Source organism: Enterococcus sp. NBRC 3427, from assembly GCF_007996925.1.
Taxonomy (GTDB): domain Bacteria; phylum Bacillota; class Bacilli; order Lactobacillales; family Enterococcaceae; genus Enterococcus_B; species Enterococcus_B lactis.
In genome coordinates this window covers 1-23532 of the sequence record NZ_BJLL01000021.1, presented here as the reverse complement: position 1 = coordinate 23532, position 23532 = coordinate 1, and the positions used below count along the sequence as shown (strand labels likewise).

The 23532-nt window shown below is 39.1% G+C and carries 16 protein-coding genes; 10 read left to right on the top strand and 6 right to left on the bottom strand.

What is annotated here, in order from left to right; all coding sequences use genetic code 11:
- Nucleotides 1-7: 7 nt before the first annotated feature.
- A complete protein-coding gene (locus ESP02_RS06565; protein WP_002373231.1) occupies nt 8-2206 on the bottom strand; it encodes a helix-turn-helix domain-containing protein in 2199 nt (732 codons plus the stop codon).
- 230 nt (nt 2207-2436) lie between these two features.
- On the opposite strand from ESP02_RS06565, the gene ESP02_RS06560 reads away from it, so the two are divergent.
- The 7 genes from ESP02_RS06560 (at nt 2437) to ESP02_RS06530 (ending at nt 11281) form a co-directional block, all read left to right on the top strand.
- On the top strand, nt 2437-3429 hold the full coding sequence (locus ESP02_RS06560) for a LacI family DNA-binding transcriptional regulator (RefSeq protein ID WP_002373229.1): 993 nt from the start codon (nt 2437-2439) through the stop codon (nt 3427-3429).
- A 60-nt stretch (nt 3430-3489) separates the two neighbouring features.
- On the top strand, nt 3490-4911 hold the full coding sequence (locus tag ESP02_RS06555; protein ID WP_002373227.1) for a tagaturonate reductase: 1422 nt from the start codon (nt 3490-3492) through the stop codon (nt 4909-4911).
- A complete protein-coding gene (locus tag ESP02_RS06550) occupies nt 4904-6403 on the top strand; it encodes a UxaA family hydrolase (RefSeq protein ID WP_002373225.1) in 1500 nt (499 codons plus the stop codon). The genes ESP02_RS06555 and ESP02_RS06550 overlap by 8 nt, the downstream gene beginning before the upstream one ends.
- A 38-nt stretch (nt 6404-6441) precedes the next feature.
- Entirely contained in the window at nt 6442-7836 is a 1395-nt protein-coding gene (uxaC, locus tag ESP02_RS06545) for a glucuronate isomerase (protein ID WP_025478396.1), read from the top strand.
- 158 nt (nt 7837-7994) lie between these two features.
- Entirely contained in the window at nt 7995-8678 is a 684-nt protein-coding gene (locus tag ESP02_RS06540) for a rhamnogalacturonan acetylesterase (protein ID WP_002373221.1), read from the top strand.
- 1 nt (nt 8679) lies between these two features.
- Nucleotides 8680-9516: a sugar phosphate isomerase/epimerase gene (locus ESP02_RS06535; RefSeq protein ID WP_025478395.1), complete on the top strand. Its 837-nt coding sequence runs from the start codon at nt 8680-8682 to the stop codon at nt 9514-9516.
- 10 nt (nt 9517-9526) lie between these two features.
- Complete coding sequence (locus tag ESP02_RS06530) at nt 9527-11281, top strand: ABC transporter ATP-binding protein (RefSeq protein ID WP_002373217.1); 1755 nt, start codon at nt 9527-9529, stop codon at nt 11279-11281.
- Between the two features lie 274 nt (nt 11282-11555).
- Here ESP02_RS06530 and ESP02_RS06525 read toward each other — a convergent pair whose 3' ends face one another.
- Both ESP02_RS06525 and ESP02_RS06520 read right to left on the bottom strand, forming a co-directional pair.
- Nucleotides 11556-11897: a YlbF family regulator gene (locus tag ESP02_RS06525; RefSeq protein ID WP_002285994.1), complete on the bottom strand. Its 342-nt coding sequence runs from the start codon at nt 11895-11897 to the stop codon at nt 11556-11558.
- A 67-nt stretch (nt 11898-11964) separates the two neighbouring features.
- On the bottom strand, nt 11965-14136 hold the full coding sequence (locus ESP02_RS06520) for a PBP1A family penicillin-binding protein (RefSeq protein WP_002373214.1): 2172 nt from the start codon (nt 14134-14136) through the stop codon (nt 11965-11967).
- Between the two features lie 210 nt (nt 14137-14346).
- On the opposite strand from ESP02_RS06520, the gene ESP02_RS06515 reads away from it, so the two are divergent.
- The gene (locus ESP02_RS06515; RefSeq protein ID WP_025478393.1) at nt 14347-15204 is read left to right on the top strand and encodes an RluA family pseudouridine synthase; all 858 of its coding nucleotides are present in this window, start codon (nt 14347-14349) and stop codon (nt 15202-15204) included.
- Between the two features lie 70 nt (nt 15205-15274).
- Here the strand turns inward: ESP02_RS06515 and ESP02_RS06510 are convergent, their stop codons facing one another.
- Genes ESP02_RS06510 through ESP02_RS06500 form a run of 3 tightly spaced genes read right to left on the bottom strand, consistent with a single transcriptional unit; the run spans nt 15275 to nt 20122 of the window.
- Entirely contained in the window at nt 15275-16132 is an 858-nt protein-coding gene (locus tag ESP02_RS06510) for an ROK family protein (protein ID WP_002373210.1), read from the bottom strand.
- A complete protein-coding gene (locus ESP02_RS06505) occupies nt 16133-18820 on the bottom strand; it encodes an alpha-mannosidase (protein ID WP_002373208.1) in 2688 nt (895 codons plus the stop codon).
- A 12-nt stretch (nt 18821-18832) separates the two neighbouring features.
- Nucleotides 18833-20122: a glycoside hydrolase family 125 protein gene (locus ESP02_RS06500; protein ID WP_002373207.1), complete on the bottom strand. Its 1290-nt coding sequence runs from the start codon at nt 20120-20122 to the stop codon at nt 18833-18835.
- Between the two features lie 148 nt (nt 20123-20270).
- Here ESP02_RS06500 and ESP02_RS06495 point away from each other — a divergent pair, with 148 nt between their 5' ends.
- Together ESP02_RS06495 and ESP02_RS06490 are read left to right on the top strand one after the other, a co-directional pair.
- Nucleotides 20271-21317 carry a substrate-binding domain-containing protein gene (locus ESP02_RS06495; protein WP_002373206.1) on the top strand — a complete coding sequence of 349 codons (1047 nt, stop codon included), beginning with the start codon at nt 20271-20273 and terminating at the stop codon, nt 21315-21317.
- Between the two features lies 1 nt (nt 21318).
- Nucleotides 21319-23472, top strand: a complete 2154-nt coding sequence (locus ESP02_RS06490) for a GH92 family glycosyl hydrolase (RefSeq protein ID WP_002373204.1) — start codon at nt 21319-21321, stop codon at nt 23470-23472.
- The last annotated feature ends 60 nt before the right edge of the window (nt 23473-23532 follow it).

Here is a 23532-nt window from a genome sequence, read left to right as displayed (position 1 = left end):
TCTTGTTTCACAAATATTTTTTTCGATATTCTCCCGGAGTGATCGATTCCTTCTTTTTGAAGAAACGAATAAAATTTTGCGGATTTCGATATTGCAGTTTTTCTGCAATATCTTTCACAGAGAGGTTGGTCTCTTTCAACCACTTTTTCGCTACCTCTAGACGATGATTTTGAACAAAATCACCAAATTTTTCTCCTGTTTCCTTTTTAAATACATTGCTTAAATAATTAGGGTTATAGTGCAACCTATCAGCAATCACATCTAGAGATAGATCACGGTCATATTCTGTATAGACGATGTGCATGATATTCTCCGAAAGATTTTTAAATTCATGATCAGTGATTGCTTGAGAACATTCTGTGATTGGCAAGACTAATTGTTCTAAAACAAGTTTTTCTAGCTCTTTAGGATGATAATTGTTCAATGCTTTTACATAGATTTGTTTCATGTTATCAAAATTTTTTGAATCTACTCCCAATAACTGACCTAATTGAACAAGTTCATTGATCAAACGGACCGAAACTACTTCTCGGCTCAGAGGATTTTTATTTTGTGCGAACAATGCATTAATTAATTCATGTACCAACTTCCTTACTTCCTGATTTCCGGAACGAATAGCTTCAAACAATCGATTCTGTTCTTCTACTGGGTATCTAATAAGCGTTTTTTCATGCGCAGCAGGAACAATTTCCTGATAAAATATGATCGAACTCGGACCAGTATTTACACGATAATACAGGGCTTCTTTTGCTCGGTCAACCGATTGCTTGCTTTCATTCAGCGTTTCGAACCGATTACTGATACCTATACTCACAGTTAATTTCAAGTATTCTTTTACACGTTTTTGAATGAGTCGGCAATACTCCATGACTTTTTTGCTTGCTTCTGCATCGTCTTTATCCATTCGATAAATAGTGGCTTGCATTTCTTCATTCAAAACGATCGGCAGCATTCGATTTTCCTTTGGCACAATTTCCGTGATCATGTTGTTGATCGCTAAAAGTAGCAAATCACGCTCCCCACCGTGACTATCTTCTAACAGATCGATTTGAACCAAAGCTGTATAATAGCAGTCATTTTGAGAACTATAACCAAATTGCTGCAATCGCTGATCTAGTTCTCGCCTTTCTACTCGATTTCTAAATAAACTAAGTACAAATAGCGTTTCCAGTTGCGGCTTTTGGGTAACTAAGTGTGCACTTAACGCTTCTTTTTCTCCTATGATCCGACTGACTGATTGAGCGACCAAATCTAGTTCTTTCCCGCTGAATCCTTTTGATTTAAGATTCAAACGTTCCTGAATTTGAGAAATTGGACGGGCAAATCTGTCCGAAAATAAATAGGAAAGGAGACCAATCAGCCCTACCAGCGTCAAAGACACTGCAACTAACCCGATTCTCAGATTGCGAATCGTTGCTCCAATTGCACTAGAATCAACTTCTAATCTGTAAATCCAATTATTATAATCTGATTTCAGTACGATATAGGATGTCCCATTTTCTCTTATCACTTTCAACTGGTTGTAATCTAGATCCACATCCGCTAATGCATCTGGCTGCCCTTCTTCTTTTACTTTCTGTGTAGAAAAAAGCTTCCCATCTTCGTTTTCAATAGAAAGTATATCTTCTCCACTTTCACCAACAACTTGTTCTATTGTATGTTTCTCTATCGTAGCAATTCCCAATGCATATTTTTCTTTTTCAAACATTGGCAAAGGAATTACCATTTCGATTCCTTTGTTTTTCTTTTGCCAAAATAAATTATCTTTGTTATTTATGTACTTCTGTTGATACCTTTCAACTTCCTCTTCGGTCAGTTGATTCAACGATCCATTGATTACTCCCCATTTACCAGCTAAACTGACTAAATCATAATTATTATCATCCATAACAATTGTTTCTATAAAGTTTAGTTCTTTCCTGATTTCAGAATAAGTGGAGTAATTTGTATATGTCAGCGGATGCTTGAATATATCCGAGAAATTTTTGGTCGAACCATACGTAGAAAACGAATATTCGATCGTTCTGATTTTCCATTCAACGTTCGTTTTGACTTGCCTGAGCAGATTCTTTTTATCTGTTAAATAACTCGATTCGATCGACTCATAGGTATTCTGATAAATGAATAAACTAAATCCTATGACAAGTACGGATCCTAATAAAAACATCGGTAAAAATATTTTATAAAATACTGTACTTTTCTTCATTTTCTTCCTCTCTTCCCTTTAAATAAAAGGCTTTCATTTTTCTGTAAAATTGATACTCATCTAATTAAATGAGCATTCCCCGCTTTTAAGAATAGCATAATTAAAAATAAAAATCCAAGTAATTTTTAACGTGTGCAATCTTTTCATACCAAAGTTCTATTGACTTATCGTAGTTATCGTAATATGATGAATGCGTTAACAAAAAGTGAAAAAGTAAGGAAAATGATGGAATGGTAACGATCAAAGATATCGCTAAAGCAGCTGGTGTTTCTCATACGACAGTTTCTCGTGCTTTGAATAACAGCAGTTTAATCAAAAATGAAACAAAACAAAAAATACGGAAACTAGCTAAGGAAATGAATTATTCGCCGAACTATAGTGCAAAAGGTTTAGTAAATCAAAAAAAATATCTGATCGGGCTGTTTTTCTCAAGTTTGCATAAAGGAACTTCATCAAATTTTCTAGCAGATTCCATTGCAGGTATCCATTCAGTGTTGGACACAAACTACAGCTTATCTGTCGAAAGTATCGATGCTGTTGATTTAACAGAAATCAATTTGCAACGTTATGATGGTCTAATCGTTATGAGTCAAAGTGATGAAGATCAGCCTTTTATCGATTATCTAAAAGAAAAAGAGTTTCCCTTCGTCGTTGTCAATCGTCACATCAATGATCCAGCGGTTATCAATGTTACTGCCAATGATGCGGCCGGTGTTATGCAGGCAGTAGATTACAGTATTGGGTGCGGACATACGAAGATCGCTTATATTGGTGGGAAGAAAAACTTTCGTTCGACAAAAGAACGGGAAAAAGGTGTATTGGACAGTCTAAAAAAAGCAAGCATCCCTGCCAATCCAGCCTATTTTTTAACAGGAGACTACAGCTTAGAAAGCGGCCTCCAAAACATGGAGTACCTATTATCGCTTTCTGACCTGCCTACTCTGGTTTTTTGTGGCAATGACGACATAGCGATTGGTGCATTGAGAGCTGTACATTCAGCTGGTCTTCGTGTTCCCCAGAACATTTCTCTGATTGGGTTCGATGATTCTCCAGTCGTCTCCTATCTTAATCCACCGCTTACTACAGTACACAAACCGTTGAAAGAAATGTGTCAAGTAGGAACAAAGCTTTTACTGGATTTGATTGAAGACAGGCCGATCGAACAATCTAAAATTGAGCTCTCCACCTCACTGATGCTTCGTGAGTCGATCAATTACTTGTAAACTGCAAGTAATTTTATATAAAAATGTTAACGTGTGCATAACACAGAAAGGAAGTAATCTATGAATAAACTGACAAAAGAATTAGTGAAAAAAAACGAGGCTCCCGTAAAAGTTCTTCAATTCGGCGAAGGCAATTTTATGCGCGGATTTGTTGATTGGCAGATTCAGCAACTGAATAACCAACAATTGTTTAAAGGAAATGTCGCCATCATTCAGCCTTTAGAACAAGGTCTTGGGAATATGCTGAACCAGCAAGACAATTTATATACGGTCATTTTACAAGGACTCAGCAATGGCGAAATCGTTGATACTTCCGAGATTATCACCATAGTAGAACAAATGATCAATCCTTATCATGAATGGGATGCTTATCTTTCTCTAGCAGAAAATGACGACTTGGCCTATATTGTTTCCAATACAACAGAGGCAGGAATCCAATTTGTGGAGACTGATGAACGAACAGATACGCCACCACAGAGCTTTCCGGGCAAACTGACAGCCTTTTTATACCGACGTTTCGAATTAAACAAAGCTGGTTTTACAATTATTCCTTGTGAATTGATTGACAGAAACGGTGAACGTCTAAAAGAAATCATTTTACGCTACGCAGAAAAATGGGATTTAGAACCTGCTTTTATTGAATGGTTAGAAAAAGAAAATGTCTTCTGTTGTAGTTTAGTTGACCGCATCGTCCCAGGTTATCCTCGTGAGGATGCAGCTGTTTTCAATCAACGACATAATTATGAAGATCAATTGATGGTCAAAGCGGAACCATTCATGCTTTGGGTGATCGAAGGGCCTAAAGAGTTGGAGAATCAACTACCATTCAAACAGGCTGGCTTGAATGTCATCATCACAGATGATATGACTCCTTATCGTGAACGTAAGGTGCATTTGCTTAATGGACCGCACACAGCGATGGTCCCTCTTGCTTTGTTGGCGGAATTGGAAACTGTAGAAGAAGTAATGAAAGATCCTTTATTCTCCGCTTATGTTGATCAGCTATTCGATCTAGAATTGATTCCTATGCTTTCTTTACCTAAAGATGAATTAGCCGTTTATGCTGATCAAATCAAAGAACGTTTCTTGAATCCTTTTGCCCATCACAAATTAGAAGCGATTTCATTAAATAGTGTTTCAAAATTCAGCACCCGTCTGCTTCCGGTCTTCAAGAAGTATATCGAAGAAAAAAATCAGGTACCACCGCTAATCTCTGTTTCACTAGCTGCGTTACTTCTTATGTATCGAGGCGATCAAGTGAAGCCCCATGATGATGAAAAGACGATAAACGAATTTGCTGATGCTTGGTCTGATAATGAAACAGCTATTCTTCGATTATTGCAAAACGCTGCGCTTTGGGGAGAAGATTTGTCTCAATTACCGAATGTGGCAGATACTGTTCAAGAAATGGCTACAAAAATCGATCAAAAAGGTGTCCGAGCAGTATTACAAGAAATGAAAGGAACGATGGTCCATGCTTGAAACCCTGCAACCAACAATGAAACTAAACCAACGAGACAGTGTTGTTGTCGCATTAACACCTATCCCAAAGCAAACACAACTGACGATTGATCAGCAAACGATCACCACTCTTGAAGATATCCCGCAAGGTCACAAGATTGCATTGAGTGATTTGAAAGCTGGAGACAACGTGATCAAATATGGCTATCCAATCGGGCATGTGACGACAGACGTAACTGCCGGTCAATGGCTGCACACTCATAATGTAAAAACCAACCTTTCTGGTGAATTGGATTATCGATATGAAAAAGATGTCCATCCAAGTCATTATCCTTTTGAGAACCAAACATTTCAAGGCTACTTACGAAAAAATGGAAAAGTAGGGATTCGTAATGACTTGTTCTTAGTACCTACCGTTGGGTGTGTGAATGGTATTGCTGAACTGATCGTCAAACAGTTCAAAGAAAAACATCCGGATCTGGGACAGTTTGACCATATTACGATTTTAAAGCATCCCTACGGCTGTTCACAGCTTGGAAAAGATCATCAAAATACTCGAGAAATCTTAGCAGATGCGGTAAACCATCCAAATGCTGGCGGAGTTTTAGTGTTTGGATTAGGTTGCGAGAACAATACCGTTCCTGAATTCAAAAAAATTTTAGGTGAATATGATGAAGAACGAGTGAAATTTCTAGTGGCTCAAGATGTCTATGATGAGATCGAACAAGGCGTAGCTCTACTAGAAGAACTTTTAACTGCGGCCGAAAACGACCAGCGCATATCAGTCCCGCTCTCTAAGTTGAATGTCGGTTTGAAATGCGGCGGTTCTGATGGTCTATCGGGAATAACTGCCAATCCTTTGCTTGGTGCATTTTCTGATTACTTGATTGCTCAAGGAGGTAGCACGATCTTAACAGAAGTGCCAGAAATGTTTGGCGCAGAACAAGTATTGATGGCACGAGCGGAAAATGAAAAAGTTTTTGGTTCAATCGTTGACTTGATCAATGACTTCAAACAGTATTTCTTGTCTTACGGGGAACCAGTTTACGAAAACCCATCTCCTGGTAATAAAGCAGGTGGGATCACTACATTAGAAGATAAGTCTTTAGGCTGCACGCAAAAATCAGGAAGCTCTCCTGTCGTTGATGTGCTGCAATATGGCGAAAAAATCAGAAAACCAGGGCTTAGTTTATTGCAAGCTCCCGGGAATGATCTTGTAGCTGCCTCTGCTCTTGCTTCATCCGATTGCCAGTTGGTCTTGTTTACCACAGGAAGAGGGACTCCGTTTGGCTCATATGTCCCAACGGTCAAGGTATCTACGAATACGACTCTTTTTGAACGCAAAGGTCATTGGATGGACTTTAATGCAGGCGTCTTATTAGACCAGCCAATGGAAGTGATCTTAGAATCATTTGTTCAAAAAATCATCGCTGTAGCTAGTGGAGAAGAAACGAAAAATGAACAAAATGACGTTCGAGAAATTGCCATTTTTAAAAACGGAGTAACACTTTGATTTTCATAAAACAGTATAAAAAGAAAGAAGGAAGATTTATGTTTTTATCTGATGATTTTTTATTAAAAGACGATTGGGCGAAAAAGCTTTATCATTCCTACGCAAAAAATATGCCCATTATTGATTATCACTGTCACTTAGATCCAAAAGAAATTTACGAAAACAACAATTTCAGCAATCTGACAGAAGCTTGGTTAGGAGGCGATCATTACAAATGGCGTTTGATGCGAGCTTGCGGCGTGCCTGAAGAAAAAATCACAGGAAATGCTTCTGATTTTGAAAAATTTTTAGCTTGGTGTCAAACCGTACCAAAAATTATCGGAAATCCGCTTTACAGTTGGTCACATCTTGAATTGAAGCGTTTCTTCGATATTGACTTGTTGATAAATGAAGAAAACGCAGAGAAAATTTGGACACAAGCAAATGAAATTTTGGCAACTCCTGATTTCCGTCGGCGGGAAATCGCGAAAAAATCAAATGTAGAAGTGATTTGTACGACAGATGATCCAGCAGATGACTTACACTATCATCAATTGCTTGCTCATGAAGAACCAGATTTGAAAGTTCTCCCTTCATTCCGTCCAGATAAAGCACTCAATATTGAAAAAGAAGGATTTAATGCATGGATCACACTACTGGAAGAAGCAGCTGACCAAACGATCACCACCTATCAAGAACTGATCGAAGTCTTAGGACAGCGGATAGAATACTTCCATCAACATGGATGTCGTGTTTCCGACCACGCTTTAGATACCTTACGCTATAAAGAAGCGGATGAAACAGTATTAGAAGAGATTTTTCAAAAAGCACGAGCTAACAAACTATTATCTTCAGATGAAATCGATGCTTATCGTACAGAAACACTGATACGTTTGACCCACTTCTATCATTCTTATAATTGGACGATGCAGCTGCACATTCATGCTTATCGTAATTGTAATACACAAATGTTGGAAAAATTAGGACCCGATACCGGCTATGATGGAATGAATGATCTTTCTTTGACTATTCCTCTGCAAAAATTATTGAATCGTGCAGAAGAAACGGATCAGTTGCCAAAGACGATCCTCTATTCACTGAATCCAAATGACTACCCTGCGATTTTAGCTTTGATGGGCTGTTTCCAAAAAGAACAGAATGGAAAACTGCAGTTAGGTTCTGGATGGTGGTACAACGATACTCGAGCTGGTATGCGCGATCAATTGACACAGTTTGCTGATGGTAGTGCTTTGGGGAATTTTGTCGGCATGCTGACGGATTCAAGAAGTTTCCTTTCTTACACTAGACATGAATATTTCCGTCGTGTTCTTTGTGAATTTTTAGGCGAAATGGTTATGCGAGGAGAAGCACCTGAGGATGAACAACTTTTAGGAAGTCTAGTTCAAGCGATTAGTTATACAAATGCTAAAAATTACTTTGGCTTTTTTGCCTAATTGATTAATAGTAACAGTAACGAATCAGAAACAGGATAGCGAAATAACGGAATCCGTTTATCCACGTTTTAGAGAAGAAGACGGAACAAATTTGCTCCGTCTTCTTCTCTTGCTGTTCTGCTTCATTGCCTATAAACCTTTATGAAAGAAGAGATAACATGCCTACTATCCATATTGCCGGTGATTCTACTGCGGCAGAAAAAGATGAAAACAAGCGTCCCGAGACAGGTTGGGGAGAAAAAATCTCTGCTTATTTTTCACCCGAGATCCAGATCAATAACCAAGCAAAGAATGGACGCAGCACCAAATCATTTATCCAGGAAGGAAGGTTAGCCCGTTTAGCTTCACAATTTCAGCCAAATGATTTCTTATTTGTACAATTTGGACATAACGACCAGAAAATCCAAGAAGAAAGAGGTACGCTTCCCTTCGGTAGCTATTTAAAAAATCTGCAGATATTTTTTGAATGCGCAAAAAAAGCGAACGTCCACATGGTCTTGCTGACATCTGTGACGCGACGAGATTACTTAGAAAATGGAACATTGAATCCAGATATACTTGGAGACTATCCAAAAGCGATGCGTGCATTTGCTGAGAAACACCATATTCCGCTTTTAGATGTTTTCTCAAGATCACAAGAAAGTTTCCAGACCTTTTCAAAAGAAGAGACAAAAAAATTCTATCTGCATCTTATGCCTAATAGTTGTGAAAATTACCCAGAGGGACTAAAGGATAATACCCACTTTAGTCCAGAAGGCGCTGATAAAGTTGCCCGAATAATTGCTGAATTGATAAAAGAATCCCGTCTGCCTCTTGCTGATTATTTACAAAAAGGAGTTTGAGATGTTTCCATTAAATTTAGGCATCCGTGCCCATGATTTAGATGTTCGAAATCGTGAAGAAATCGTTCAAAAAGTATCACAGCTTCACTTGTCACATATCCAATTTGCACCGCAAAAAGCATTTCCTGAACAACTTAAATTAACTGACATGACACTTGGGAGTGCTGCCTATTTTGGTGAATACTTCCAAAAAAACAATATCGAACTTTCCATTTTAGGATGCTATATCAACCTATCCAGCAAAAATCAAGAAGTTCGTGCACAAGCATTGGCAACTTTCAAACAGCAAATTGCTCTGTGCTCTGCCTATCAAGCCAAGATGATTGCTACGGAAACCGGTAGTATCTCTGTCGGTTTCACAAAAGAAAATTTTACTGAAGAAGCTTATCAGATCGCTAGAAATTCTGTCATTGAATTAGTCGCTCATGCAGAAAATTTTGGTGTAACTGTTGCTGTTGAAGCAGGGATCAATCATCCAATCTATAACTATCAGTTAGCCAAACGTTTAGTCGATGAAGTAGCTTCACCAAATTTAAAAATTATTTTAGATTGTGCGAATTTGATGCATAAAGAAAATCATGCTGATCAGGAGAAAGTGATCCGAGGTGCCTTGGACAATTTACAGGGTTGTATTACAGCACTTCATCTCAAAGACTACATCATGGAAAATGGAAAGATCCGCATGGTTCCTGTTGGCAAAGGCTGTTTAGATTTCCGCCCGGTACTGCATTATATCAAATATGAGCATCCTCTAATGTACGCCACGCTTGAAGCTACTCCTGAGATTTATGTTCCTGAAGCAATAGAACACTTGCAGTTTATTTACCAAGATTGTTAAGGAGAAGATTATGGAGGAACGAATACAGAAAAGTTATCAAAAATATCATGCAAATGCTTTTCAGACATTGCTGCATCTTTATCAGGGGAATTATTGGCGCTTTGCCATGTCAGGACTCTTTTTTATTATCAAACATCTTCCATCTTGGTTAATGCCGATCGCTATTGCCAATGTAATCAATGCAGCTTCATCAAAAGATTCCTCTCAATTGCAGGCGATTTATTTCAACGCTTTTTTGATGGCTTGTCTGATCGGTCAAAATATATTGACGAATTATTTTCATGTAAAATACCATAGCACTTCGATCCGGCAAGTAGAAGCTGGACTAAGAGCGACTCTTATCAAGAAAATCCAAGAACTTTCTATTCCCTATCAAAAAGAATTACAATCTGGCCGGATCCAATCAAAAATCATCCGTGATGTAGAAGCCATCCAAACGTTGTCCTCTCAAGTATTTGTCAGCGGATTGAACATTGCTGTCAATTTATTCGTGGCTTTAGGTATCACGCTTTATAGAAGTCCTGTTGTTTTCTTGTTTTTCTTATTGACTGTCCCTCTCGCCGCGTTAGTTACTCTTTTTTTCCGGAAAAGGATCAGACAGTCCAATTCAGATTTCCGGCAAGAAATGGAAGAGACTTCTGCAAAAGTGATCGAAGTGATCGAATTAGCACCGATTGCTCGAGCTCATGGGTTAGAAAAACACGAAACAACTCGCTTAAATAAGCATTTTACCCAAATCTATGAAAAAGGATTCCACTTAGATATCCTGCAATCTGTTTTCGGGTCAGTCAGCTGGGCTAGTTTTCAGATATTTCAACTGATTTGTTTGATTTTCACTGGGATATTAGCTTTACAAGGACGTATTCAACCAGGTGATGTCGTGATGTATCAGACATATTTCACAACGATCGTCAATTCCGTTTCTGGAATGATCACACTGATTCCTACGATTTCAAAAGGCATGGAATCTATTACTTCTATTGGTGAACTGTTGATTGCTGGCGATGTAGAAACTTATCACGGTAAGAAAAAAATCCAACATTTGGATGGAAATTTTCGTTTTGAGGATGTTTCTTTTCATTACCCGGACTCACTCAAGCCGATTATCGATCATTTTTCTCTAGAGGTGAAAGCTGGAGAAACAATTGCTTTTGTTGGGCCATCTGGTTCTGGAAAATCTACACTCCTTAACTTATTGATTGGATTTATCCAGCCGTCTTCAGGGAGGATTTTCCTAGATAATCAGCCTTTGGATGAATTGGATATGCGAAGTGTGCGTAATTATTTAGCCGTTGTTCCTCAAACCACTTTGTTGTTCTCCGCTTCGATCAAAGAGAACATTACTTATGGCTTGAAAAACGTATCAAAAGAACGTTTAGATGAAGTCATCGAAGCTGCGCAACTTTCTTCACTGATTGACCAGCTTCCTGATGGTCTGGATACCTTAGTAGGCGAACATGGCAACAAGCTGTCTGGTGGTCAAAAACAACGTATCTCCATTGCACGAGCATTGATACGTCAGCCGAAAATCATTTTGCTAGATGAAGCAACTTCAGCTTTAGATAACCAGTCAGAGAAAAAAATCCAGCAGGCCCTGAATTACCTGACAGAAACACCCACTACTTTTATTGTGGCTCATCGGCTTTCAACGATCAAAGAGGCAGATAAAATCGTTGTAATCGATGAAGGAAAAATCGTTGAGATGGGGACTTACGAAGAGCTGTTAGCTCAAGAGGGCTATTTTTACCGTTTGAAAAATGAATGACAAAAAAAGGAGAGACGACAAGACTTTTGTCGTCTCTCCTATTTCTGAATAAACGGTGTTCTCCTGCTAACTCCTCGGTCACAAATCACAATAGTCATCAAACATGAGAAGCTGTTTTTTGAAATTGTTCCTTGTCACTCAGAGTTAAACGGTAGGCTCACGACCTCTTGGTAAATGGTGTTCAAGAGACAGTCTATCGGCAATAAGAAGCAATTTTGTCATCGCTCAAGGCTGAACGTCTCTTTCACAACCTCTGTTGTTTCATAAAATAGTTCTACTCGCTGTAAAGGTCGCGAACTGGCGTCATGATAATCCGGTTCAAGTCATTGATGATCGTACTGAAGCCTTGTTCTTTTTGCATTAAATCATTGATTACTTCTTCTGATTGAATTTTCACAGCCATTTCTTGTGCTTTCATTGCATCTTCGTCGCTGAATTCTTGTCCACTCATTTGTTTTTCTTGTAATTCGATTTGCATCGCTTGGAAGTCTTTGAACAGCTTGTGTGCTTCTTCGTTTGCTTGTACTTTCTCGTACGCTTCTTTCAACGCTTTGAATTCTGGTAATTCACGGATCTCACGTTCGATCTGATTCGCGCTATCGTAGATGTTTGACATGTTATGCCCTCTTTTCTTTTAGTAGTTACTCTCTATTGTAACATGGGGTTATTCGTTTTCAAAGGGTCTACTCTCCTTGATATTTTCTCCAGAGGTCTTTAGCCGCTTCACCAATTCCCTGAACGCCTTCTTTCACCATATCGCCGAAATTCTTCAATCCTTCTTTTGCTTGTTCACCGTATTGATTCAAGTTATCTTGCCAATTTCCAGACTCTCCATTAGAATTACCTGTGTTTCCAACTTGATCTGCTGCTACCACTTGCCCTCCTGTGGCATAGGCATCAGCTACACTAAATCCTGTTTTGGAAGTATAAGGAAGGATACCTTCTGCCGCTGATTTGAAGACTTTCCCGACAACATTTCCACTTGTCCCTTCCAAATAATGCAGCTTGCTAGATTCTTCATACCCCATCCATGTCGAAATCACTACATCTGGCGTATACCCGATCATCCATTGGTCATTTGCTTTCGTAGCATCGAAATTAGTTTCTGTGGTTCCTGTTTTCCCTGCTATCGTATAACCTGCAGGATTCGCAGCAGCTGCTGTCCCATTTGAGAATGTACCAAGAAGCATGCTGGTCATTTCATCGGCTGTTTCCTTTGATATGACCTGTTTTGGCTTTTTGTTTGTATTATCGATGATCACCGCTCCAGTTGAATCAACGATTTTCGTGATGAGATGCGGCGTATACATCTGACCTTCATTGGCAAATGCACTGTAAGCACCCGCCATGATCAATGGAGATACTCCTTTTTCTAATCCGCCAAGAGCTAAGCCATAATACTTATCAGATTTTGCTAAAGGCAGGCCGAATTCTTCTGCTTTATCATATCCTTTTTGTAAACCGATCTCATGCAAAAGCCATACAGCAGGCAAGTTCAAACTTTGTGCAACAGCCTGATACATTGGTACTTCTCCTTGATATGTCCCGTCAAAATTATGCGCATCGTAATAACTTTGCGGTTCATCTTTCAAGACACTAGAAGGCTTGTAACCAGCTTCCAACGCTGGTGTATATACGCTTAATGGTTTGATCGTTGATCCTGGAGAACGACGCATCTGTGTAGCAAAGCTGAATCCTCTAAAGACATGATCTCCTCTTCGTCCTACTAATGCTTGTACACCGCCTGTATTCGGATCTAAAGCTACTGAAGCAGATTGGACCATGGCACCATCTGAAGCATTTGCTGGGAATAATGCATTATTTTGATAAGTAGCTTCTAATTGCTTTTGGTAATCCTGATCTAAAGCTGTATAGATTTTATAGCCTTTATTCATGACATCTTCTTCATCAAGACCATACTCGTTAACTGCTTCATCGATCACTGCATCAAAATAATAAGGATAACGATAACCAGAATCTGAATTGTCGTATGTGTCATGAAGATAAGCACTGATGTCTGTCTGGCTTTCTGCTTGTTCTTGTTCTTTTGTGATTTTTCCGTTTTCTTCCATTACGCTTAGTACTGTGTTTTTCCGATCATTCGCATTTTCTGGGTGATCAATCGGATTATAAATACCAGGACCTTTCAGCATTCCTGCCAAAGTAGCAGCCTCAGACAGCGTAACATTCGTTGCATCTACTCCAAAATACTTTCTGGAAGCGTCTTGGACACCCCATACCCCGTTGCCAAAATAGGCATTGTTAAGATACATGGTCAAGATTTCTTCTTTGCTGTACTTCTTTTCGATCTCGATTGCCAAAAATAATTCCTTCGCTTTTCGATCAAATGTTTGATCTAATGTCAGATAAGCATTTTTGGCAAGCTGCTGAGTGATCGTACTTCCTCCGCCCCCTGATGTTCCGCCAGACAAAACCATCCGAACAGCCGCACGGGCGATTCCTTTGATATCAAATCCGTGATGTTCGTAAAAATTCCTATCTTCTGTCGAGATCACCGCATCTTGGATATAGGGAGAAATCGCGTTTAATTCTACGTATGTCCCTTTTTGGGCGTACAGTGTGCCAGCTTCTTCATTTTTCTTATCATAAATGACTGTCGATTGGCTTAATCCAGATTTTAACGTTTCGACATTTGCTTGTTTGGCTAAAATAAAAAGGTAGATACTTGTCACTAAGACACAGATCAAACCAATCAGCAAAATCAATTTGTTCACATGATATTTTTTCCAAATGCGCTTTCGCCATCGATGGAATTGTCCGAGATATGGTCTGATCCATCGCCAAAAACTGATCAAAGCAGCTTTTATCTTTCCTAAAATGCTTTGAAAATCCATTCGCTTCTTCTCCTGTCTATTCAATTCAATCGTCTTATTTTACCATAATGAAAGAGTGTTTTCTTCCTGCTTAAGTTGTAGTTCGATTTGTTTTTTTTCGTTAGTGCAAGTAGAGTAACATAAGAATAAACAGAAAAATGTAAGTTTTTTCTTAAATATGTTTTAAAAATGGTACAATTAGTCTGCAATTTTACCGAAAGGAGTACACTTGTGAAAATCACGATCACTTTACCTATGAACCATCCTGAAACAACGATTCGCGACTTGCTTGAAAAGGAATGGTTAGTTCCTAGAAAGGTTCGGCACTTTTTGCGTATACGTAAAAACGTTTGGATCAATCAACAACCTGCTTTGTTCCATCATGAAGTAAAAGGCAATGACCAGATCACATTGTTATTCGAAGAAACAGATTATAATTATCAAGAAGTCCAATTAGGAGACGCGAAGCACATCCGTGTTTTATATGAAGATGAACATTTGATTATAGTGGATAAGCCTGCAGGAATGAAAACTCATCCAAACGAACCAACAGAAAACAGTACCTTGCTCAATCACTTAGCTGCTTATCTCGATACGAAAAAACAACGACCTTACGTTGTCCACCGTTTGGACAAAGAAACAAGCGGCGCTGTTTTATTTGCAAAAAACCCATTTGTCTTGCCGATCCTTGGAAGAATGTTGGAACAAAAAATGATCTATCGGAGATATCAAGCCATCGTATGGGGGAAAATCGCCAAAGATAGGACTATTACCAATAAAATCGGACGCGATCGCCATGATCGGAGAAAACGGGTCGTAGATGATAAAAATGGTCAGAATGCCTTGACACATGTCACTGTCGACAAAATACTTTCTGGAAAAACACAAGTGTATTGTGTTTTGGAAACCGGTCGTACGCACCAGATCAGAGTTCACTTAGCTCATATAGGGCATCCAATCGTTGGAGACCCTCTCTACCAAAATAGACCAGCTGAACGACTGATGCTCCATGCATTAGAACTGCACATGATCCATCCATTTACTCAAGAAAAAATAGTTGGTAAAGCTTTACCCGGATTGTGGAAATAGAAAGAAGAAAGAACGTAGTCTTATCATTATCTGCTGATAAGACTACGTTCTTTTTGTGTAACTTGTCTGCTTACTTTTGATGTTCGTGTTCTGCTAACAGCAAACTACCGATAATCCCACTTTCATTCGGCAGTCCCCAACGAACGATATATTCACTTACTTGAGGTGTTTCCATGTAGCCACCCATCAATTCAACAAATTGCTGACGGATTTTTTGAAGGAGATGGTCCTGATTCATTACCCCGCCGCCTAAAATAATCTTTTCAGGTGCTAACGTCAACGTATAGTTGATCAGTGCTTGAGCAATATAAAAAGCTTGAATATCCCAAATCGGATGATCTTGCGGCAGATCTTGCCCTTTGATCCCTATACGTGCCTCAATAGACGGACCTGCCGCTAATCCTTCTAAACAGTCTTTATGATAAGGACAAGTGCCTTCATATTGATCATCTGGATGGCGTTTTACCCAAATATGTCCCATTTCAGGATGTGCGATCCCTGAAAAAATTTCCTCATTAATCACGACACCTGCACCGATTCCTGTTCCCACGGTAAGGTAAATACAACTATTTTTTCCTTGTGCTGCCCCTTGCTTCAGCTCCCCGTATGCAGCCGCATTGACATCCGTCGTCCAAGCAACAGGAACATTGTAGCGTTTCCTGATTGTGCCGAGAAAATCAAATTGTGCCCATCCTTTTTTGGGAGTTGCCAAAACGTATCCGTAATTATCTTTTGTTTGGTCGATACCAATCGGGCCGAATGAGCCAATCCCGATTCCCTTCAGTTCATAACGATCAAAAAATTCAAATACCTGATCCAATGTTTCTTCTGGTGTTGTGGTAGGGATACTTGTTTTTTCCAAAATCTCTCCACCTTCTGAAACCGCACACACAAATTTTGTTCCGCCTGCTTCTATTCCGCCATACATTTAGTTTTCCTCCTCGAATCCGATTGTCCGAATTTCATAAGGTTGGATTATCGGGACAACCGATTGCTGCGTTGGTTCTTCAAGCAGATTCAATATGACCGTTTTTCGATTGTCTTTAGTTATTTCTAACTTTCCTAAATGACTAGACATATTGAAACCTCTCACTACTACTTTATCACTAAACTTACTCCGTTTCAAAGCTGTAATTGCAAACGTTTCACTTTCTATCGTTAAATATTGTTGTTTCGATGCCAATGTTCCTTCATGATGTTTGATTTGTTGAGTGGAAAAAGGAATCTGTGCCGCGTATGCATGCAAATAAGTAGAGAATGTTTCTTCTGGTCCATGTAGTTCAACGCTGTAATTGAACCGATGCTTACCTAAACACTGTGCTTCTGGTGTTGGAAAATACCCCCAATCTCCTAGTTCTCCCACACAGCGAAGTAGCGTCACCGCGATTTGTCCATCTGCTGTTACTTCATATTCATTCAAACCAAAGTTACCAACTGTTACACCGTACTGTTCATCATGAATATTGACAAATGCTTGTTGATGTTGCGGATTCGTGGGATTTTCCCAGCTCCTAGGTACATGGTTTGGGCGCTTTACTACTTCAAAAATACTATCTGCTTCGTGATGTTCCACATGTAACTTTGTAGGAAACAAGACACGCAATCGATGATCTTTCATTTGATTATCAAGAGTCGTTTCAAAGTCAATTTTTTTACTATCTTTTCTGACAGTCATGATCGTTTCTAGTTGAAGGATCCGTTTTTCTTTAGATCGTTCTGCTTTTCGATAACGAAATTCTACAACCATCCGTTGTTCTTTCTCTAAACGCTCGTCTGCAGAAACTGGAATCTCCATTTCCTGTAGAATACTTATTTTGGCTATTTCTGGTGTATCTACTAATACTTTTACTTCAGAGCCCTCTTGATTACTGGATAGGATTGGTTGATCATAGACAGGTTGCTTAAAGATATACTCGTTTCCTATATCACCGATATCTTCAAAAATATGCAGGTTATTCCATTTTCGTTTGTTTTTGCGATCTTCCATTGTAATGGTACCGTTTTTTTCAATCGTCAAACGCAGGTGGGCGTTTTCGACGATTCGTCCACTCTGACGGATCATTGTTTCCTTTTCTTCTGCTTTCGCTTCCCCTTCTACAAGCGCGAATGTTTCCCAAGAAAATGCTGGCATGTTTTTTATTGGGAAAGTTACCTTGATCGTTCTTGCCATATACGGCACACGGAAACGATCTTTCGGCAAATCATAACCAAACTGGACAGTTTCTTCAGATAAAATAGCTGGTATAGTGGCCCCGCTTTTTGTTTCTACGTGATACTTCCGTCTAGGCAACTGTTCTAACTCTTGATACAGTTGTTCAGGTATTCCTTCAGCGAATCTTTTTCTTGCTAATTCGATGGTTATTTCTGCTTCACCGCTTTTATCCATTCCCGCAGTATTTACAACGACAAATGGAAAGCTGTCTTTTTGGAATCCAGTTGTATCGATCGCTGTGGCCAGTTGTTCTAAAGAATCTTGTGCAAGATACTTTCCGACTTCATCTGCTTTTTCAAAACGAGGAATCATTTCCCGATGGACAGAATCAACTGAACAACCGCAAATGCTGTCGTGAGGATGATTTTGCATTAATGTCTTCCAAGCATAATCTAATTGATCGTGGGGGTAAATCCCTGTAACTTCGTAAGCCATCGTCGCAAGTGGTTCTGTGATGTTTTCTAGCTGCCGTTGGACCTTGGTATTCCGTTGCTTCAAGTAAACGCGAGCAGATGCTGTATTGGCTAAAGTATACCAGCCATCCGTTTCTTGACTTGTCAATTCTCCTTCTACTGAACCTAAGTCTTCTGGCAACTCTTGTCGAACTGCTTCCACATAGTCAGTAAAATTAGAATGGATGAACTCGTAATCTGGAAACAGCTCATTTGCGAGATGAATTGCTTTTGATATATCTTTTTGTACTGGTTGATGATCAACACCATTCATCATTAATAGATGATCAGTAGATGCATATTGTTCTGCATCTGCTAATTTCTGCTTCCAAAAGACACGAGCAGCTTCTTTTTCTACGGGAATCTCATTCCCATTGCTATACCAATTGGCAAATAACAGACCAAAGATTGCTGTTTGATCAGGTCCTTTCCACCACATCTCTGAGTATTGAGAAGAATAGTTTTCTGCTTCCAGAACTTGATTGTCAAAGCCAATTGGTTTTACCCCACGGCCAAATGCCGCTGCTGAAATACCAGCTTGTTTCATTAATTGAGGCGTCTGTCCCATATTTCCAAATGTATCAGGAAAATAACCTAACATGACGGGGTTTCCCCATTTACGGCTTTCTTCCATACCAATCAGCATATTTCTCACGTTTGATTCCGAACTGATCAGAAAATCATCTTGCAAGATATAAAATGGTCCGATTCTTAATTTTCCTTCATTGATCGCTTGTTGGAGTGCCTGTCTTTTTTCTGGTCTTACTTGAAGATAGTCATCTAAAATAATCGTTTGCCCATCCAAATGAAAACTGTTGAAAGACGGATCAACTTCAAATAGCTCTAGTAGATCGTCTATCAATTCAATCAACCGCATGTGATGCTGTTCGTAAGCCATGTACCATTCACGATCCCAATGGCTATGAGAAATGATATATACTTTCTTTTTCATTTACAGTACCTCCTATTTTTCTACTCGAATATCAAAGTAATCCATGACTAATTCGCAAAACATCATATTTGCCCAAGAAAACCATTCTCTCGTATAATTTTCAGGATTGTTCACATCAAATCCTTCGTGCATAAGATGTGTTCCTGCATCAGTTGCCACAAGCAAATTCAATAGCCGTTCTTTTTCAGATTTATCTGGTGTTGTCATTCCTTCCATAGCTAATGCAATCGGCCAAACATACTCTTTTGGCGTATGGGAAGAACCAATTCCTTTTGCGTATTTTCCTTCATAAAAATATGGATTCTCTTTACTCAACAATGTTCTTCTTGTTTGAAGATAATCTTCCTCTTGTTCCGAACAGTAACCCAAATAAGGTGCCGCGATCAAATTGGGCACATTACTGTCATCCATGACCGTCGCATTACCCATTCCATCTACTTCGTATGCATAAATCGTTTGCCCTTTTTGATTAACCGTCCGTCCGTGATTTTGGATGCCTTCTTGGATCTCTTTCTTCAATATTTGTGCTTTCTGTACAATTTCTTTATCATCGAGTATCGTTTGGAAAATTTCTTCCACATAACCTAACACGACCACCGCAAACATATTGGATGGTACCAGATATCCGTAACGGCAAGCATCATCGCTAGGACGGAACCCAGACCATGTCATACCTGTAAAAATTGTTTTGGCTCCTCGTCCGGCATTGATCAGCGTATCTTCTTTTCTTGTCGCATCTCGTACAAATGTATAAGGAGAGTGTTCATGATTCTGCTCTGTTTCGAACACGCCTAAGATTTTTTTGATCCCTTCAATAAAAGTTGGGTTGAATTGGTCCGTTTTTCCTGTATTTTTGTAAAGAAGATAGGCCAACTGTATCGGGTAGCATAAAGAATCAATTTCATATTTTCTTTCCCAGATCCAATCGTTCATTTTTGTGTGATCTGTTTGGTGTCCCGCACCGTTCGCTTCTTCATTGAAGGCATTCGCATATGGATCGATATTGATATAAAAAAATTGCTTTTTGACCAACCCACTAATCATGTCAGCTAGTTCCTCATCTTCTTTTGCAATCACTAAATAAGGACGAACTTGTGCAGTAGAATCTCGCAACCACATTGCAGGAATGTCTCCTGTCAATAAAAAAGTAGTACCGTCATTTTGCTTTTTGACTGTTGTCAATAGTGTATTGGCAAATGCTGCTGTAAAATTCGTTGCCCAGTCCGCATGGGTTTTCCCGCATTTTTGTGTGATATCATCCATAAATTTTTGCACCGACTTTGGTATATCTTTATAAACCATAAAAATCTCCTCTTTTCATTTGATATATCTTTAAAGATTATACCTCTTGTGGCGTTTTATGTCTACGCTTTCAAAAAAATAACTTTTTATTTACTTTTTCATCTATTATGGTATTATTTAAATATGATATATCATTAAGAGGTGTTATATGAATCAACCATTGTACCAGACAATATTTAATGATTTGCAAACGGCTATTTTAACTGGTGAATTACCTGTGGATAGCCAACTACCAACGGAAAAGGAACTTTCCCATACTTATAAAGTAAGCAGAATCACTTCCAAACGCGCATTGACTGAATTAGAGCAATTAGGGCTGATTTATCGCGTTCGTGGAAAAGGCAGTTTTGTTAAATCAGCTTCTCCGGATCAGATGCTTCCTTCTCCTACAAAAACACGGCGGATTCTGTTTCTTCTTCCATATGTCGCTGATTTATCTGTTGGTGATTTTACCAAGGGATTGAATCCTGTGATGCAGGATAAACAGATGGATGTCATGATGACGACACATGATTTTTTACAAAATAAAACGGCAAAAGAACTCATCCATGAATTTGATGGATTGATTTATTATGCCTTTGATACAGAACAGCATCTTGACTTGCTTTTTGAGCTTTCATTAAAGGAATTCCCTGTTATCATATTGGATAAAAAAATCTATGAATTGCCTTTTCCTACCGTGCTTTCCGACAACTTCCAAGGTGGTGTGCTCGCTACTTCTCATTTGATCGAACAGGGACATTCAAAAATCGCTTATTTATTTGGTGCACAGACTCATCCACAATCCGTACGTCAGCGTTACCTTGGTTACCTTGAAGCATTGGACAAAGCTGGTTTGGCTTTTCACACTTCGCTGGATGACAAAAGCGCGACATTCGATGAATTGCTTTCTTATATCACTAAGTATGAAGTGACCGCTTTTGTTTGCGAAAACGATGTTGTCGCTATCCAGACGATGAATTTCTTGAGACAGCATGATTATCATGTTCCTGAAGATTTTTCAATCATCGGATTTGATGATATCCAAGCAGCCGCTCTTGTTGATCCACCGTTAACAACCATTGCACAAGATTTTGAACAGTTAGGCAAGCTTGCTGGAGAGTCTTTGATTACTTGGTTAGAGACAAACGAACGTCCTTCCGACAGCAAATTTCCAGTTTCATTTATCAAAAGACAATCAACAAAGGAGAAATAAAATGAATATCGGTCAAATAGATACTAGACATGGCACAGTTAATCAGCCAAATTTTTCTAACGGGAACTGCCAGCCTTACACTGGCGTTCCTTTTGGGATGAATTATTTTGCACCGCAAACGACCGATCAAAACGGCAGTTGGTGGTTTCATCCTGAGGACCGTGTTTTTCAAGGTTATCGACTTACCCACCAGCCAAGTCCTTGGATGGGCGATTTCAGTCATATGTTGCTCACGCCAATCAATGGTAAATTACAGGAAAATACTCTTTTTCATGCTCAAAGTTCTTACCGCCCAGAAGAAAGTATATTTTGTCCGACTCATCTGTCGATCCGTCAATTGCGTTATGGCATCCGTTCTACATTGATCCCCAGTATGTATGGCGGAATCTTATCTATTGATTACAGCAGAAATGATAGCGGTTTACTTTTATCCTTTCCGGGACGTCATCAGCTCTTTGTTATAGATCCTTACACAGTGGAAGGAAAAATCACACATTTTGCTGGTTCAGAAGATCCTGATTTTTCTTTTTATTTTATATTGAGATTTGAATATCCTTTAACAATTGATGAGCTAGCTGTTTCCAACAAAAATAGCGATTCGATCCCGTTGTATTTTGAACAGACAAAAAAACAAACCATCCGATTTGGGACATCTTTTATCAGCCCGGAACAAGCAGCTTATAACCTGGAACTAGAACAAAATCAAAGCAAAGAGACTTACCTTACTAACAGCCAGAAACAATGGCAATCCTATTTTGATCGTATACAGCTCACACACCATGATCAACAACAATTGCGGACGTTTTATCATAATTTATATCGGGTGTTTTTATTTCCGCAAACATTTTATGAAATGGATCCTAGTGGGCAAAAAATCCACTATGATACGACTAGCCGATCTGTGAAACCTGGTGTTCTCTATACAAATAATGGGTTTTGGGATACGTATAAAACGGTTTATCCTCTTTATTCTTTGATTGCTGTAGAAAAGTACGAAGAAATGCTGGAAGGTTTTTTGAATAGCTATCGAGAAACTGGTTATTTGCCAAAATGGCTGTCTCCTGACGAACGTGGACTAATGCCTGGGACATTGATCGATGCGGTTGTTGCAGATGCTGCTGTGAAAGATATTCGGCCAGACTTGATGCAGGAATTTCTAATAGCAATGAAGAAAGGCGCTACAGTTCAAAGTAATCATCCAAATTATGGACGACAAGGGACAGATGATTACTTGACATACGGCTATGTTCCTAATTGCTACCATGAATCGGTCAATCATACGCTAGATTATGCTTATAGCGACTTTTGTATTAGTCAAGTTGCCAAAGTACTAGCAGAGGACGAAACGGCGAAAAAATATCAGCAACGATCATTGAACTATCAAAATATTTTTGACTATGAGACAGGATGGATGCGTTCCAAAGATAAAAATGGCAAATTCAGAGAACCATTTTCTGCTCATCGTTGGGGACAAGATTATGCAGAAGGCAGTGCTTGGCAAAGCAGCTTTGCTGTTTATCATGATTTTGCAGGGTTGATCGAAAAATATGGCGGCAGTGAGAGATTCAAAGAAAAACTCATTGCTTTGTGCAATCAATCTCCGACATTTGAAACAGGAGGATATGGTTTTGAGATTCATGAAATGAGCGAGATGGCTGCGATAGAATTTGGGCAGTTAGCTATCTCCAATCAACCAAGTTTTCATTACCCATACTTGTTCAGCTATATTGGACAACCCGAAATGGCGCAGCCATTGCTTAAACAATTGATGACTCAAACTTTCGACGATTCTTCAACGGGTTACCCTGGAGATGAGGACAACGGAAGTATGGCTGCTTGGTATATCTTCAATAGTCTGGGATTCTATCCTGTCACACCAGGAACCGGTGAATATGTTATCGGTATGCCTTTAATGGACAAGGCTGTTGTGCTTTTGTCAAATGGAAAGGAATTGACGATTGAAGCCACTCCTAATCGGCCACAACAGCAATTTATCCATAAAATCAATCGGATGGACAAAGAATATACGAAATTATATTTTACCCATCAAGATTTGCTGAAAGGCGGCAAGATCTCTTACCAATTAGGTATCGTCCCTCATCCTAAGAAGTATCGATCAAAAGATTTGCCTTTTTCCTTATCAAACGATAACTAACAAGAGGATGTGAAAAAGCTGTCCTGCATCAAGTAATAAGAACAGCCAAGCAAAAATAGC

What these genes read in the sequence shown, in the direction of transcription:
- ESP02_RS06565 (WP_002373231.1), bottom strand. Translation starts at nt 2,206, where the DNA reads ATGAAGAAAAGTACAGTATTTTATAAAATATTTTTACCGATGTTTTTA.
- ESP02_RS06560 (WP_002373229.1), top strand. Translation starts at nt 2,437, where the DNA reads ATGGTAACGATCAAAGATATCGCTAAAGCAGCTGGTGTTTCTCATACG.
- ESP02_RS06555 (WP_002373227.1), top strand. Translation starts at nt 3,490, where the DNA reads ATGAATAAACTGACAAAAGAATTAGTGAAAAAAAACGAGGCTCCCGTA.
- ESP02_RS06550 (WP_002373225.1), top strand. Translation starts at nt 4,904, where the DNA reads ATGCTTGAAACCCTGCAACCAACAATGAAACTAAACCAACGAGACAGT.
- uxaC (WP_025478396.1), top strand. Translation starts at nt 6,442, where the DNA reads ATGTTTTTATCTGATGATTTTTTATTAAAAGACGATTGGGCGAAAAAG.
- ESP02_RS06540 (WP_002373221.1), top strand. Translation starts at nt 7,995, where the DNA reads ATGCCTACTATCCATATTGCCGGTGATTCTACTGCGGCAGAAAAAGAT.
- ESP02_RS06535 (WP_025478395.1), top strand. Translation starts at nt 8,680, where the DNA reads ATGTTTCCATTAAATTTAGGCATCCGTGCCCATGATTTAGATGTTCGA.
- ESP02_RS06530 (WP_002373217.1), top strand. Translation starts at nt 9,527, where the DNA reads ATGGAGGAACGAATACAGAAAAGTTATCAAAAATATCATGCAAATGCT.
- ESP02_RS06525 (WP_002285994.1), bottom strand. Translation starts at nt 11,897, where the DNA reads ATGTCAAACATCTACGATAGCGCGAATCAGATCGAACGTGAGATCCGT.
- ESP02_RS06520 (WP_002373214.1), bottom strand. Translation starts at nt 14,136, where the DNA reads ATGGATTTTCAAAGCATTTTAGGAAAGATAAAAGCTGCTTTGATCAGT.
- ESP02_RS06510 (WP_002373210.1), bottom strand. Translation starts at nt 16,132, where the DNA reads ATGTATGGCGGAATAGAAGCAGGCGGAACAAAATTTGTGTGTGCGGTT.
- ESP02_RS06505 (WP_002373208.1), bottom strand. Translation starts at nt 18,820, where the DNA reads ATGAAAAAGAAAGTATATATCATTTCTCATAGCCATTGGGATCGTGAA.
- ESP02_RS06500 (WP_002373207.1), bottom strand. Translation starts at nt 20,122, where the DNA reads ATGGTTTATAAAGATATACCAAAGTCGGTGCAAAAATTTATGGATGAT.
- ESP02_RS06495 (WP_002373206.1), top strand. Translation starts at nt 20,271, where the DNA reads ATGAATCAACCATTGTACCAGACAATATTTAATGATTTGCAAACGGCT.
- ESP02_RS06490 (WP_002373204.1), top strand. Translation starts at nt 21,319, where the DNA reads ATGAATATCGGTCAAATAGATACTAGACATGGCACAGTTAATCAGCCA.